Source organism: Marinomonas gallaica, from assembly GCF_049821165.1.
GTDB lineage: Bacteria > Pseudomonadota > Gammaproteobacteria > Pseudomonadales > Marinomonadaceae > Marinomonas > Marinomonas gallaica.
The window spans coordinates 1,165,921-1,181,315 of the sequence record NZ_CP187511.1 but is presented as its reverse complement, the minus strand read 5'-3'; the positions used below and the strand labels follow the sequence as shown (position 1 = coordinate 1,181,315).

Genomic DNA, 15,395 nt, shown 5'->3' with positions numbered 1-15,395 from the left:
TATAAGTTTTTGCACAGTTGTATATAATGCAAGCCATCCTGCTTACTGGCTTAATGTGGCTGTGCCCTAATTCATACTGGTAAGCATAACAGAAAACGAAGCATCTTGATGCCAGAAAAAGATGTTGATTATCTTCGGTTCAACGCACACCAGAGGCAGCGAATGAAAAAAGTTCTTATCAGTTTGTTAGTAACAGTCGGAGCAACCTCCGTTGCCATCGCTGAAGGAAACCCTGAAGCAGGCAAAGCGCTAACAGCAGTATGTGGTGCATGTCATGGTGCAGATGGTAACAGCCTTGCACCGACATTCCCTAAACTTGCAGGCCAAAATGAGTCTTACCTGCTTAAACAAATGACAGACATCAAGTCTGGTGCACGCCCTATTGCACAAATGACCGGATTATTAGACGGTATGTCAGAGCAAAACCTTGCCGACATCTCGGCTTACTTTGCCAACCAAAACGTTGTTGTCGGCCAAGCGGACCCAGCGTTAGTTGAGGCTGGAAAAAATATTTACCGTGACGGCAACCCTGCAACCGGTGTACCCGCTTGTATGGCTTGTCATGGGCCTGCGGGGAAAGGCTTGAACTCGGCCGGTTTCCCTCAACTTAGTGGTCAACATGCTAGTTATACGGCCTCTCAACTGAAGATGTTCCAGTTTGGCGATCGTAATAACGATGCGGCGAAAATCATGCAGAACATTGCCTTTAAGATGAATGAACGCGAAATTCAAGCAGTTTCTAGCTATATCCAAGGCCTATACTAAAGTCTGAGATTTGCTTCTTCTCGATATAAAATCCTCCTTCAAGGAGGATTTTTATTGTATAGCCGATGTAAACTTGCTCGAATATACGAACTTTCTGTAAGTTTATGCATCCTAACAAGATCCACCTCACTTGGATGCTATTGAGCCAACACATTCTAGGAGCATTACATGAAAAAGCTTTTTACAGCATTGATCGTTGCCTTACTAATCCCTTTCAGCGCTTGGGCGCAGGATTACAGCGACGGCAATGGCTATACCACCATCAAAAACCCTGTTCGCACCGCTGACCCAAGTAAAATCGAAGTCGTTGAGATATTTTGGTACGGCTGCCCGCACTGTTACCAATTAGAGCCTTTGACTCAAGCGTGGAAAAAGAACCTTGCTGAAGACGTCGACTTTAAATACATGCCCGCCGTGTTTGGCCGTAATTGGCTGGCTCATGCGAAAGCATTTCATGTAGCAGACATTTTAGGTGTGGAAGATAAACTACATTCTGATATGTTTAATGCCATTCACCAAGATGGTAAACGCATGAATTCTGAAGACCAATTAGCACAGTTCTTTACAAACTATGGTATTTCAGAAGATGAGTTTCGAAAACAGTACAATTCTTTCGCGGTAAATAGTCGTTTGTCTCAAGCAGATGCTAAAATTAGAGCGTACGGCGCACGAGGTGTACCGGGGCTAATCGTCAATGGCAAATACTTGGTAACAGCCGCAACCGCAGGCGGCAACAATAATATTTACTCTGTAGTGGACTTCTTGATAGAACAAGAGCGCCAAGCGAGTAATCAATAATGAATTAAGGCGTATTCATGGATCCAACTCAGGATAAAGTCATTGAAAGCTTATTAAAAGCGGTCTCTCGTACCAGTATGCTGGCCGAGGGTTCCGATCCTGAGTTGGATGCGACATTGCAAAACATCCGCACAAACCTTAGCAAGTCACAAAGCCCCGAAGTGTTACAAAAAACACTGCAAACGCTAGAACCTCTCGTGTTGAGATATGATGAACAGCGTCTTGCTAGAGCACAAACGTTTCGCGCTCAATTACTTGAATTGATTGATTCGATTGATAACTTACCCGACACACAAATGTCGACAAAAGCCAAAAAGCAGCTTGAGGCTGATATTCGTAAGCATTGGCAATCTGTGTCAAGCTGGCCAGAACTGCTCGCACAGAGCATTCAGCTTGTTACAAATACACTCAAACAACCGCCCCGAGACACTAAAAATGCTTCTTTATTAGGCCGTTTCTTTCGGCGTAAAAGCGACCACAACCTTGCGCCGAAAAGTGATTCTGAAATTATGTCTCATGTTAGCCATACTTTGGCGGCTCTGCTTGCTAACATCACTCTACCGGACATGTATCGCGATCAATTGATGGATATTAAAAATGCCCTCACCGGCAGTAAAGACATCAACCATTTACCGGCCTTACTCGATGAAGTGATTAACCTTATCATGGTGGCCGTGGGTAAAACCCAAGAAGACCTAACGCTGTATTTGAGCCAGTTAAATGAGCAATTGGCCAGCATTAATGCGTCCATTCTTGCAAACTACAAAGCTCAGCGCTCGATGAGTTCGACGCGAAAAGATCTTGGAGAAACCTTTCAGAAACATGTCGATAGCACTCAGACAGAGGTTCGTAATGCCACCGATTTAAATGATTTAAAGTCATTAATCGACGAACGTATGCAGACGATTACTGAGGCCATGTCTCAGTTTCAGGACAAAATGCAAAACCAAGAAAAACATGCGGCGCAGTCTATTACTCAGCTTAAAAATAAGGTCAGCCGCATGGAGCAAGATGCGACTCAGTTGCGTACCAATATGCAGCAAAAAATCGCACAAGCACTTTCTGATGCTTTAACCGGCCTACCCAATCGGGCAGCCTACCAAGAAGCGATCTTTCCATTGCTTACCTCTGCGGCCCAGGTAAAACAGCCACTTTGTGTCGCTGTGTGCGACGTGGATCACTTTAAACGCATCAACGACACATGGGGGCATTTAGCGGGTGACAAAGTACTGCGAATCATTCCTCGTCAAATGCAAAATGCACTGAACAAAGAGTCACTAATTTTCCGCTATGGTGGTGAAGAATTTATTATTATTTTTCCGATGACCTCCATTGATAACGCATACCAATATTGTGAAAAAGTACGCCAAGCGGTGGAAAACACGCCATTCAATATGAATGGCGATCCGGTCTCAGTGAGCATCTCAATTGGCATCGCACAATTTGATGGCAAAGAGTCTCATGATGAGCTCTTTGGCCGAGCCGACAAAAACTTATACAAAGCAAAAGAACAAGGACGCAACAAAGTAATTCACGACAATTAACCTGCTTTATCGTGCAACAAGTCCTCGGACACGGTTACAATAGGTTCACTTAAGATTTTTATTATTCGCCTCCCTAAAGGTCGTATTAGGAACGAGATTTTATGCAAGACAAAGAGAACACAACGCATTTCGGTTTTAAAGAAATTCCTACAGACAAAAAAGTAGACGCCGTAGCGGAAGTATTTCACTCCGTGGCTGCTAAGTACGACATCATGAATGATCTGATGTCCGGCGGTATTCACCGCTTATGGAAACGCCATACCATCAGCCAATCCGGCGTTCGTGCGGGCCAAAAAGTGCTTGATATCGCAGGAGGTACAGGTGACTTAACGGCAAAGTTTTCTCGCTTAGTAGGCCAATCTGGTCAAGTCGTGTTAGCAGACATCAACGACTCCATGCTAAAAGTTGGCCGAGACAAGCTGGCAAACCTAGGTATCGTTGGCAATGTTCAATACGTACAAGCGAACGCTGAAGAGCTGCCGTTTCCAGATAACACGTTTGACTGCATTACGATTGCTTTTGGCTTGCGTAACGTTACGGATAAGTCTAAAGCCTTGGCGTCTATGCAGCGTGTATTGAAACCTGGTGGTCGCTTATTAGTTTTAGAATTTTCCAAGCCTGAAACCGAATGCGTCAGTCAAATTTACGATCAGTACTCGTTCCGCTTATTACCGTTTATGGGCAAAGTCATTGCGAACGATGCTGAAAGCTACCGTTATTTAGCGGAATCGATCCGTATGCATCCAGACCAAGAGACACTTAAAGGCATGATGCAGGAAGTCGGCTTTGAGCGTGTCACTTATCAAAATATGACGGGCGGTATTGTCGCCCTTCACAAGGGATTTAAGTTTTAATCATGTGGAACAGCGCCACTCGTTTTTTACGTATCGTACTCACCGTTTTACGGTACCGACTAGACACCTTCATTCCGATCAAGTTGTTACCTTGGTACTTAAAATACACCTTAGGTATCGTACTGACTATTGGCCGCAAAGGTGCCGAGCGCAATCGGGGTGAACGTTTACGTTTAGCACTTGAATCCTTAGGCCCAATTTTTGTTAAATTTGGTCAGATTTTATCCACCCGCCGGGACTTACTGCCCGATGACGTTGCCGATGAACTGGCGCGTTTACAAGATCGCGTACCACCTTTTTCTGGCGACTTGGCTGTGGCGATTATTGAAAAAGACCTAAACGCTAAGATCGATGATATTTTTGACGAGTTTGATCGAACCCCTTTAGCGTCTGCTTCCATCGCTCAAGTGCATACTGCTAAGTTGAAAACAGGCGAGCACGTTGTCGCTAAGGTCATTCGACCGAAGATCGAGAAAACCATTCGTCAAGATATTCAGTTACTGTACATGTTGGCTCGTTTTGTCGCTAAAACGAGCACAGATGGCCGACGTTTACGACCTGTCGAAGTGGTTCAAGATTATGAATACACGATTCTTGATGAGCTGGATTTAGCGAAAGAAGCCGCCAACACTGGATTGCTGCAACGTAATTTCACCGACTCTGATTTGCTGTATGTACCCAATATTTACTGGGACTATAGCCGACGCAACGTGATGGTAATGGAGCGTATTTCAGGCATTCCCGTTGCTGACATTCCTGCTCTACGCGAACACAATGTCAATATGAAAGTACTGGCTGAACGCGGCGTAGAGATCTTCTTTACTCAAGTGTTCTCTCATAGTTTCTTCCATGCAGACATGCATCCCGGCAATATTTTTGTTGACCCTTCCAATCCAGAGCGACCGAAATACATCGCAATCGATTGTGCCATTATGGGCAGCCTTGACGACGCCGATAAGAACTACTTAGCACGTAACCTACTGGCTTTCTTTAAACGCGATTATCGCATGGTTGCGGAGTTGCATGTAGAAAGTGGCTGGGTCCCTAAGGGCACACCAGTACATGCGTTTGAATCTGCCATTCGTAGCGTCTGTGAACCTATGTTTGCCAAGCCGCTGAAAGAGATTTCATTTGGCCAAGTATTACTCGGATTGTTCCAAACGGCACGTCGCTTCAATATGGAAGTTCAACCGCAGCTCGTGCTACTGGAAAAAACACTGTTGAATATCGAAGGCCTTGGTCGTCAGCTCTACCCAGACTTAGATCTATGGGTTACCGCTAAGCCTTTCCTAGAACGCTGGATGAGCGAACAGGTGGGACCTAGACGTTTACTGGATGAAGTGAAAAAACAAGCACCGGACTGGGCTGGACAGCTGCCACAAATTCCTAACCTTGTCTTTTCAACGCTGACCCACTTATCGCATCAAGAAGCGCGAATCGCAGAACAAACTGAAGCCTTAGAGAATATACGTAAGGAAATGCGCCGCTCACGCCGCAATCAGCCATTCAAATTACTGGGTCTGTTAGCACTGGGTGGGGCTTGGATTACTACCGACAACATTGCTCTAGGACACCTTGCGCAAGCGGATATGTTGAGCTTAGCGCTGTTTTTAGGCGGCATTTACCTGCTAGTATTAAAACCGTAACATTTGAGAGACTATAATGAATATTGATGTTTTGGCTGAATTGGCCACTACGTTAGAAGAACGTAAATCTGCTGCCGCTGACTCATCTTATGTCGCTAGCTTACATGCTAAAGGCTTAAATAAGATCCTTGAGAAAATCGGTGAAGAAAGCGTCGAAACTATCATCGCAGCCAAAGATTCGGTTATTTCTGGTGATAAAAAAGACGTGATCTATGAAACAGCAGATCTTTGGTTTCACACGCTTGTGATGCTATCTCATTTAGATCTTGCTCCGCAGGACATATTGGATGAGCTGGCACGCCGTTTTAATTTGTCTGGCTTAGAAGAAAAAGCCAACCGTAAAAAGTAGGAGTACCACAAATGGGTGGCATTAGTATTTGGCAACTGTTGATCGTCTTAGCGATTCTTATCCTAATTTTCGGCACTAAGAAGTTGAAGAACCTTGGTTCTGATTTAGGTGGCGCAGTAAAGGGCTTTAAAGAAGCTGTAGATAAAGACGAAGAGCAAAAGGATGGCGAAGGCCAAGCCAAAGCTATCCAGGAAGAAAAGAAAGACGATAAGAGCGCCTAACCTGTGTTCGATATCGGCTTCTCTGAATTACTGGTTGTTTCTGTCGTAGGACTCATTATTTTGGGTCCTGAACGTCTGCCTATGGCGGCGAAAACAGCCGGTTTATGGATTCGAAAAATTCGTCGTAGCATTCAATCTGTGCAGCGAGAAATCAACTCGCAACTCGATCAAGAAGAAATGCAACGTTCCATCAAAGAAACCAATGAACGCATCATGCGTGAGTCGGCAAACTTTGAACGGGAAATGCATACTACAAAGCCTTCTCCTAAGCCTCAGGCCGATCCAGAGCCTCAAGCTGAGTCGGTTTCAACTTCTCAAGACACACAGACGGATACTGCGCAGGCAACTGCAAACAAAGCACCTGACGAAACACAGTCTCGTGCTTAACTTTCATTGGGAACCCCCAAATGAGCCATGAAGAACCGTCTCAAGCACCGTTGGTAACGCACCTAATTGAGCTGCGTAACCGACTTCTTAAATCTGTACTCATCGTCTTACTGATATTTGCCGGCCTTTATTCATTTGCCAATGAGCTGTATCTGTTTGTTTCTGAGCCATTGCGAGCCTTACTTCCAGAAGGCAGCTCGCTGATTGCAACAGAAGTCGCCTCTCCTTTCATGGCGCCTTTAAAGCTTACTTTTGCCTTAGCGGTATTGATTGCTGTACCTTATATTCTGTACCAAGCATGGTCATTTATCGCACCCGCGTTGTATAGAGAAGAAAAAACCGTCGCGATTCCGCTGCTAATTTCGAGCGTCTTGCTATTTTACTGTGGCATATCTTTTGCCTACTTTATTGTACTGCCATTAATCTTTGGCTTCTTCACCTCGGTAGGCCCGGGTGAAGTAACCGTAATGACCGACATTAACAACTACCTAGACTTCGTACTAAAGCTGTTCTTCGCGTTTGGTGTGACGTTTGAAATCCCTGTTGCCACGTACTTGTTAATTAAGGCTGGTGTGACGACAGTGAAAAGTCTATCGAAAAAGCGCCCTTACGTATTTTTAGGCTGCTTTGTAGTAGGCATGTTGATTACTCCTCCGGATATTTTCTCGCAAACGTTACTGGCCATTCCCATGTGGCTGCTGTTTGAACTCGGCTTGCTCGCCGGCCGAACCGTCAAACAAGAGGATGAAGACGAAGAGGAAACCGAGACAAGTAAAGCTTAGAAAAAGTCTTACCATACGGCTAGAGTGGCTTTGTGGAGACTTCACTATGCGAAGGAAAGCCCTTGCGATTAAAGGCTTCCATTCCTCACCGCGCACTGTCTTTTCCCGCGAAAACCGCAGTCCTACATGACGGCAAAGTGGCTTTGTAGGACTTCGCTGTGCGAAGGAAAGCCCTTGCGATTAAAGGCTTCCATTCCTCACCGCACACTGTCTTTTCTCACGGAAATCGCGATCCTACAAACTAATAGGATTTAATCCAGCATAAAAGTAACAGGACCATCGTTGGTAAACTGTACTTTCATGTCCGCGCCAAACTGTCCTGTTTCCACTTTATCGTATTGCGCACGCACTTTCGCGACAAAGTCATTAAACAAGCGCTCGCCCTCTTCCGGCACTGCCGCACTAGAAAAACCTGGACGTAGCCCTTTTTTAGTCTCGGCTGCTAAGGTAAATTGCGAAACTAACAGTACCCCGCCACCTACCTGTTGAACATTCAAGTTCATTTTGCCGTCATCATCACCGAACATACGGTACTTTAAAAGTTTATCAGCCAAACGCTGTGTGTCCGCTTCGGTGTCCCCGCGTTCAATTCCGACCAATACCAGCTGCCCATGATCAATGGCTCCAATGGTTTCACCATCAACAATGACTTTCGCTTCAAGGGATCGCTGTACCAAGACTTTCATCTGTGCTCCTTTTGCTATCTCTAACCATCACAAATTTTAGACAAAATAAAAGCGCCCTAAGGCGCTTTCATTCCGCTCAAGACCTTGCGGTCTATTTGCTGCTGCTCTATTACTTACGGCCAGCGCGTTTACGCTCGTTTTCAGTCAATAGTTTCTTACGAATACGGATGCTTTCTGGCGTTACTTCTACCAGCTCATCGTCTTCGATAAACTCAAGTGCTTGCTCAAGAGTATGACGAATTGGTGGCGTTAGTGTTAGTGCTTCATCAGTACCTGATGCACGAACGTTTGTTAACTGCTTACCTTTAACAGGGTTAATAGTTAAGTCGTTATCACGCGAGTGAATACCAATTACCTGACCTTCGTATACTTCTACGGCATGGCCTAGGAACATGCGGCCGCGGCTTTGTAGGTTAAACAGTGCGTAAGCTGCTGTTTTACCCGTCAACATACTGATCAATACACCGTTTTGACGCCCATGAGTATCGCCGTCTTTCACTGGGCCGTAATGATCAAATACGCTGGTCATGATACCTGAACCAGATGTCAACGTCAGGAACAATCCACGGAAACCGATCAAACCGCGAGAAGGCGTCATGAATTCAAGACGAACACGGCCTTTACCATCCGGTTCCATGTTAGTCAGTTCAGCTTTACGCAAACCAAGCTCTTCCATGATCGAACCTTGATGCTGTTCTTCAACGTCAATAACGACCAATTCGAATGGTTCGTGAATTTTTCCATCAACTTCTTTCTGTACTACTTCAGGACGAGAAACCCCCATCTCAAAGCCTTCACGACGCATGTTTTCGATCAATACCGAAAGGTGAAGCTCACCACGGCCTGATACGATGAATTTATCAGGTGTTTCGCCTTGCTTCACACGCAAAGCCACGTTATGGATAAGCTCTTGGTCTAGACGGTCTTTAATGTTACGCGTCGTAATGTATTTGCCTTCTTTACCAGCAAACGGTGAGTCGTTAACCATGAAGGTCATGCTTACGGTTGGCTCGTCAACTGTCAATGCAGGCAACGCTTCAACACACTCAGGGTTACATAGCGTGTCAGAAATACTTAGGCCGTCGATACCAGTGATACATACGATATCACCAGCAGCCGCTTGTTCAGTATCAACTCGCTGTAGACCATGGTAGCCCTTAACGTTTAGGACTTTACCTTTACGCTCTTTGCCGTCAGCCGATTTAACAATCACTTGCTGATTAGGAGACAACAGACCACGCGTGATACGGCCGATACCGATTACACCAACGTAGGCATCGTAATCCAATGCAGACACCTGCATTTGGAACATACCTTCTGGATCAACATCAGGAACAGGCACGCTGTCGACGATCATTTGATACAGCGGTTCCATTGTTTCTGACATTGCTTCTGGATCAAGCCCTGCGATACCGTTGATCGCTGACGCGTAGATCACAGGGAAATCAAGCTGCTCTTCTGTCGCACCAAGAGAGTCAAATAGATCAAATACTTGGTCCATTACCCAGTCAGGACGTGCGCCTGGACGGTCGATTTTGTTGATTACAACGATCGGACGTAGGCCACGTTCAAAGGCTTTAGACGTTACGAAACGCGTTTGTGGCATCGGGCCATCTACCGCGTCAACCAATAGTAGTACAGAGTCCACCATCGATAGTACACGCTCTACTTCGCCACCGAAATCGGCGTGTCCAGGTGTGTCTACGATGTTGATGCGGTAGTCATTCCACTTAATTGAAGTGTTTTTCGCAAGAATGGTAATACCACGCTCTTTTTCTTGGTCATTCGAGTCCATAATACGCTCTGAACCCATTTCTTTACGGTCCAGTGTACCTGACTGACTTAGAAGCTGGTCTACCAGCGTTGTTTTACCATGGTCAACGTGGGCAATGATTGCAACGTTGCGTAACTTACTGATATCAATAGACATTAATATTTCTCTGTATTTAGCGACAGGGAATGAGATATAACAAGATTAAGCGGGAATCGGTACGCTTAAAAGCAATCTTGTGTTGTCATTCGGAGTAAAATTCGCGCAATTGTACCCTTATCTTTATGAACTTCCTATTAAGTTCCCGAAAAAAGACAAAAAAAGTCCATCGCGCAAACCTCACGTAAGCTTCTTGGCGTTAGCTCTTAGGTACCGTGACCTGATGCCAGAACTGTTGGGCTATGCCTTCCATCTTTTCTGATAATACAAACAGCTCATCACAGGCACCAGAATTGTCTCGGCATTTTTCAACAATTCCGGCCGTCACGGTCACTGCATTCGCAATGCGTTGGTTAATTTGCATAGCCGTTTCACTTTGCTGATTCATCGCTACTGCTGTTTGCAATGCGTTTTGATGAATTTGATCCAAACCTTCACGAACCCTAGTTACTGCGATATCAACATTAATTGACTCTTCATGAGTTCGCTCCACGGCCATCACAGCAGACTCCATTTTTGCACACGCTGCATTTGAGCCTAACTGCACTCTCTCGATGGCACTGACAATATCTTCGGTAGATTTATACGTTCGAGTGGCTAAACTACGGACTTCATCTGCAACCACAGCAAAGCCACGTCCTTGTTCGCCTGCCCGTGCAGCTTCAATCGCAGCATTAAGTGCAAGAAGATTAGTTTGTTCAGCTACTTCTTGAATGACCTCTACAACCGAACTGATGGCTTCACTATCACTGCGCAAACGAGCAAGCTCATCATTCGCTTGGCTGATATGGATACGAACAGTATCCATTGCATCACGTGCCGTAATAATCGCTTTTTGGCCATCAGACATGGTATCAAATGCAGCTTCCGTAACACGGGTACCGTCTTGCGTAGCCTGAGCAACTTCCTCTACCGCGGCTACCATTTCATCAGTCGCTCGTTCAATCGAGCTAAAATCTTTTGATAATTCATCTAACGCACGCTCACTGGACTGTACACTGGCGCATACTTGAGTCTGTTTATCGCGCAACATTAACGAGAAACTACTGATACGACCCGCCACAGCGGCAGTTTCTCCGCGCAGCTTCGTCAGAGCCAGTCGAATACTACCCGCTTCATCCGTTCGTCCTGTATATATATACGCAGCAAGCTCTGAATCACACACTTGGCGGGATTTTTTAATTGCGGTCGCTAACGGTTGGTAAACCAGCCACAATAAACCTAGCATTACTAAAAACAAGGCAGTGTTAGCCAGCCAAGCACTGCTCGTATCGAATTCTTGAGCGATCAGGTTTGACAGTAAAAAGTAACTAACCAAAATCATCAAGCAACGAACAGGAAACGACAAGAAAGGTTTTCTAGGTAATTTTTTCTCGGGATGAGAGACAGAGTTTAGACTAGAATACAGTTTTTCGGCACGTTGCTTCACCTCGACTTCCGGCGCTCGACGAACAGATTGATACTCAACTACTCGCCCATCTGCCATAACAGGACTCGCGTAAGCATCTACCCAGTAATAACTGCCATCTTTACAACGGTTTTTAACAATCCCCATCCACGATTGCTTTTGCTGTAAATGTTGCCACATGTCAGCAAATGCCGCTTTGGGCATATCAGGATGGCGAATAATATTATGATGATGGTCAAGCAAATCCTGAGAATTGAACCCGCTGATGTGTTCGAATTCTTCATTAATGTAGGTAATCGTACTATCGAGTTTTGTCAGTGACAGTATATTGGAGCTCTTATCCAATATACGCTCCTGCCCCTGTTGCGTATAAGTCATTTGTATCCCTACTAATTTAGTAAAAAATAAGGATAGGAGTATATCGCGCTAATGAATCCTCATTTTGACAAAAATCATAGTAAGCACATTTTATCTATTCACTTAACCGATCTGTCACGCACAAAATACCCATTTTCATGCGCAATACATTCAACCAATGATTACATTTAATGAAAATTAACGTACAAAAAAGCGCACCATAAAGGTGCGTTTTTAAATATCATAGGAATCACTGTTCTACGGGAGGTAAACCCCAACATTCTCGTATCCCTTAGACATAAGGTGAGAAGCATGGATTCGACTCATGACACCTTTACCACAATAAAGAAGATACGTGGTGTCTTGATCTAACGTTGGCCACTTATTTCCCAATGTAAAGAACGGAACATTTAACATTTGACGACCCGATGCTTTGATTGGGTTACGTTCAGCTTCGTCTGGATGGCGAATATCAATAATCACTTCATCACCAACCGGCATACGCACCACCGGCACATCGCCTTGATACTGTTGATCTACATCGGCCATTACATCTTGGATCGACATAACACGAGCGTTATTGACGGCACTGTCTAGTACGTCGAAATTGAACTTCGCCTCTTCGCGTTCGACACGGTGCATTTTGGCACGTGTCGTCGGCTTAACAGAAATGACGCCGCAAAACTCAGGCATACTGGCCGCAAACGGCGCTGTGCCAATGTCTTTCGCTTTATCAATGATTTCCTGTTTGTTCATCGTCACCAGCGGGCGCAGTACCAGTTCATCCGTAACATTGTCGATGACTTTTAAATTGACTAGGGTTTGACTTGATACTTGGGCAACACTTTCTCCGGTTACCAAGGCTTTTGCACTCACCCCCTCCATTACGCGAGACGCGGCACGCAGCATCATACGTTTCAAGATAACGCCCATCTCGGCATTATCAACATTATTGAGAATTTCCCCAACAACATCTTCAAACGGAATCGTAATGAATTTCACACCCAATTTTGAGCCGTATTTGTCCCATAAAAAATGAGACACTTGCTTCACCCCAATCTCATGGGCATCGCCCCCCAAATTGAAGAAACAAAAATGCGTTTTCAAGCCACGACTCATCGTCAAATAAGAGCTCACAGTGGAATCAAAACCACCAGAGATCAGAGACAGCACGGCATCTTGTGAACCCAATGGGTAGCCACCTAGACCCTCAATACGCTGCTCAATCATCCATACGCGATTATCACGGATATCAATAGGTACCAACACGTCAGGGTCTTTTAAACGAACGGCCAATGCACCGCAGCGCGCTTTTAGCGTACCGCCAATATGCCGCTCAGCATCGACAGACGAAAAGTCATGATTCCCTACACGCTTAACACGTACAGCAAACACGGCATCTTTTAATTCATCACCATAAGATTTAATGGCTTCTTCAACAATGCCGTCCAAGTCGGTAAACGGGAACTCTCGGACGTATTGAAAGTGCGCAATACCCGCAATATGTCGTAATGACTCAATAAATGCGTCACGCTGGTCATCTTGTTCTGAGAGAATTTCAATAAAATCCCAGTTTCCGGCAACCGTCACATTATCATCATGATCACGCAAAACGAGACGGATATTATGGCGGAGCTGTTTTACGAAGGCTTTTCGTACTGGGCGGCTCTTGATAGTGATTTCTGGAAAGAATTTAACAATAAATTTCATTGGGTGTGTATTTTTCGTACAGTCGAATTTGAAGGGCGCACAGTATAAAGCATACAGCGCTGAAGCCAACCCCAAATAAATGCACCAAAAGCGCTCACTGCACCATAAACGCGCACCCAATTGGTTCACAACCAATCAAGAATGGATTCAATAACGTGCAGATCGCTTTGCAAGAAAGCCAAAAAATAGCTTAACTCCTTGAAATTAAAGTTTTTTTAATGGCGCCCGAAATTCTGGCACAGGATATGCTTTACATTTTGGAAAATACGCTTCATCGTGAAGCAAAACTGAATTCCGAAAGAAATTTGATTAAACAACATTGGAGAACAAACATGTCAAACATCACTCTTGGTTTGATCGCAGAACATGACGTAAAGTGGGTTGACCTACGCTTTACAGATTTCAAAGGCAAAGAGCATCACGTGACTATTCCAGCAGCTAGCGTGGATGAAGAATTCTTCGAAAATGGTCAAATGTTTGACGGTTCTTCTATCGCTGGTTGGAAAGGCATCAACGAATCTGACATGATCATGATGCCTCAAGATGAGACAGCACTTCTTGACGTATTCACTGAAGATGCAACCATTATTCTTCGTTGTAACATTATCGAGCCAGCAACAATGCAAGGCTACGATCGTGACCCTCGCTCTGTTGCACTGCGTGCAGAAGAGTTTCTTAAGTCTACAGGCATGGGCGATACTGCATTCTTCGGTCCTGAGCCAGAATTCTTCATCTTTGACGACGTAAAATGGCATGCAGACATGTCAGGTTGTAGTGTAGAAATCAACTCAGAAGAAGCCGCTTGGTCAACGAACAAGTCTTTTGAAGGCGGCAACACGGGTCACCGTCCACGTGTTAAAGGCGGTTACTTCCCAGTACCACCTGTTGATTCTCATCACGAAATCCGTGCTGCAATGTGTCACGCGATCGAAGCAATGGGTCAAGAAGTTGAAGTACACCACCACGAAGTAGCGACGGCTGGTCAAAACGAAATCGGTGTTAAGTTCAACACACTTGTTAAGAAAGCTGACGAAGTACAAGTCATGAAGTACTGTGTACACAACGTTGCACACGCATACGGCAAAACAGCGACTTTCATGCCTAAGCCAATCGTTGGTGACAATGGTTCTGGTATGCACGTACACCAATCTTTCTGGAAAGACGGCGAAAACCAATTTGCTGGTGATCAGTACGCTGGTCTTTCTGATATGGCCCTTTACTATATCGGCGGTATCATCAAGCACGCTCGCGCTATCAACGCGTTTGCAAACGCTTCTACTAACTCATACAAGCGTCTTGTGCCAGGCTTCGAAGCACCTGTTATGCTAGCTTACTCAGCTCGTAACCGTTCCGCTTCTATCCGTATTCCTTACGTTTCAAGCCCTAAAGGCAAGCGTATCGAAGCACGTTTCGCTGATCCGACCGCTAACCCATACCTATGTTTCGCAGCCATGTTGATGGCAGGTATCGACGGTATTAAGAACAAGATTCACCCAGGCGATGCAGCAGACAAAGACCTTTACGATCTTCCACCAGAAGAAGGTAAATTGATCCCAACAGTTGCTAGCAGCCTTGAAGAAGCACTTAAGTGCCTAGACGAAGACCGTGCTTTCCTAACTGAAGGCGGCGTTTTCTCTGATGACATGATCGATGCTTACATCGCTCTTAAGTCTGAAGAAGTTACCCTTGTAAACATGACAACTCACCCAATCGAGTTTGACCTTTACTACAGCGTTTAATACCGCTTCTAGCTCTTAGAGTAATATTAAAAGCCCCGACCTGTGTTGGGGCTTTTTTTTGCCCTACAAAAATACATCAGAATAGTGGCGCACCATTTAAGTGCACAAATAAGCACTATATTATTAATAAGCCTAGAAAAATAAAGGCATCGAACTCTGCCCAATGTTGGTTCGTATTTTGCAGTAATAGACATTAATAAAGTGATCTTGCTCTAATCC

14 protein-coding genes are annotated in these 15,395 nt (G+C 45.0%); 10 read left to right on the top strand and 4 right to left on the bottom strand.

The features are described 5' to 3' along the window. The first annotated feature begins 162 nt into the window (after window positions 1-162). The 9 genes from ACPUEK_RS05525 (at window position 163) to tatC (ending at window position 7,346) form a co-directional block, all read left to right on the top strand. Entirely contained in the window at window positions 163-765 is a 603-nt protein-coding gene (locus ACPUEK_RS05525) for a c-type cytochrome (protein ID WP_067038492.1), read from the top strand. 168 nt (window positions 766-933) lie between these two features. Then, window positions 934-1,563, top strand: coding sequence for a thiol:disulfide interchange protein DsbA/DsbL (locus tag ACPUEK_RS05520; protein WP_067038491.1), 630 nt, complete (start codon window positions 934-936; stop codon window positions 1,561-1,563). 17 nt (window positions 1,564-1,580) lie between these two features. Further along, entirely contained in the window at window positions 1,581-3,107 is a 1,527-nt protein-coding gene (locus tag ACPUEK_RS05515; RefSeq protein ID WP_067222377.1) for a GGDEF domain-containing protein, read from the top strand. Window positions 3,108-3,208: 101 nt separating this feature from the next. Next, entirely contained in the window at window positions 3,209-3,961 is a 753-nt protein-coding gene (gene ubiE / locus ACPUEK_RS05510; RefSeq protein ID WP_067222374.1) for a bifunctional demethylmenaquinone methyltransferase/2-methoxy-6-polyprenyl-1,4-benzoquinol methylase UbiE, read from the top strand. Between the two features lie 2 nt (window positions 3,962-3,963). Continuing rightward, window positions 3,964-5,607: a ubiquinone biosynthesis regulatory protein kinase UbiB gene (gene ubiB / locus ACPUEK_RS05505; protein ID WP_067222371.1), complete on the top strand. Its 1,644-nt coding sequence runs from the start codon at window positions 3,964-3,966 to the stop codon at window positions 5,605-5,607. Window positions 5,608-5,623: 16 nt separating this feature from the next. After that, complete coding sequence (locus ACPUEK_RS05500) at window positions 5,624-5,956, top strand: phosphoribosyl-ATP diphosphatase (RefSeq protein ID WP_067038487.1); 333 nt, start codon at window positions 5,624-5,626, stop codon at window positions 5,954-5,956. A gap of 11 nt (window positions 5,957-5,967) precedes the next feature. Beyond that, a complete protein-coding gene (gene tatA / locus ACPUEK_RS05495) occupies window positions 5,968-6,177 on the top strand; it encodes a Sec-independent protein translocase subunit TatA (protein WP_067038486.1) in 210 nt (69 codons plus the stop codon). Between the two features lie 3 nt (window positions 6,178-6,180). Beyond that, window positions 6,181-6,564 carry a Sec-independent protein translocase protein TatB gene (tatB, locus tag ACPUEK_RS05490; protein ID WP_425642577.1) on the top strand — a complete coding sequence of 128 codons (384 nt, stop codon included), beginning with the start codon at window positions 6,181-6,183 and terminating at the stop codon, window positions 6,562-6,564. Between the two features lie 20 nt (window positions 6,565-6,584). Continuing rightward, window positions 6,585-7,346 carry a twin-arginine translocase subunit TatC gene (gene tatC / locus ACPUEK_RS05485; RefSeq protein ID WP_067038484.1) on the top strand — a complete coding sequence of 254 codons (762 nt, stop codon included), beginning with the start codon at window positions 6,585-6,587 and terminating at the stop codon, window positions 7,344-7,346. A gap of 251 nt (window positions 7,347-7,597) precedes the next feature. On the opposite strand, the gene dtd is transcribed toward tatC, so the two are convergent. From dtd to thiI, 4 genes are all read right to left on the bottom strand, one after another. Next, the gene (gene dtd / locus ACPUEK_RS05480) at window positions 7,598-8,032 is read right to left on the bottom strand and encodes a D-aminoacyl-tRNA deacylase (RefSeq protein ID WP_067221430.1); all 435 of its coding nucleotides are present in this window, start codon (window positions 8,030-8,032) and stop codon (window positions 7,598-7,600) included. A 109-nt stretch (window positions 8,033-8,141) separates the two neighbouring features. Next, window positions 8,142-9,962: a translational GTPase TypA gene (typA, locus tag ACPUEK_RS05475; RefSeq protein WP_425642576.1), complete on the bottom strand. Its 1,821-nt coding sequence runs from the start codon at window positions 9,960-9,962 to the stop codon at window positions 8,142-8,144. A 199-nt stretch (window positions 9,963-10,161) separates the two neighbouring features. Then, window positions 10,162-11,748: a methyl-accepting chemotaxis protein gene (locus ACPUEK_RS05470; protein WP_425642575.1), complete on the bottom strand. Its 1,587-nt coding sequence runs from the start codon at window positions 11,746-11,748 to the stop codon at window positions 10,162-10,164. 237 nt (window positions 11,749-11,985) lie between these two features. After that, window positions 11,986-13,437 carry a tRNA uracil 4-sulfurtransferase ThiI gene (gene thiI, locus ACPUEK_RS05465; protein ID WP_067221441.1) on the bottom strand — a complete coding sequence of 484 codons (1,452 nt, stop codon included), beginning with the start codon at window positions 13,435-13,437 and terminating at the stop codon, window positions 11,986-11,988. A gap of 332 nt (window positions 13,438-13,769) precedes the next feature. Between thiI and glnA the strand changes: the two genes are divergently transcribed. After that, window positions 13,770-15,176, top strand: a complete 1,407-nt coding sequence (gene glnA, locus ACPUEK_RS05460; RefSeq protein WP_067221437.1) for a glutamate--ammonia ligase — start codon at window positions 13,770-13,772, stop codon at window positions 15,174-15,176. The last annotated feature ends 219 nt before the right edge of the window (window positions 15,177-15,395 follow it).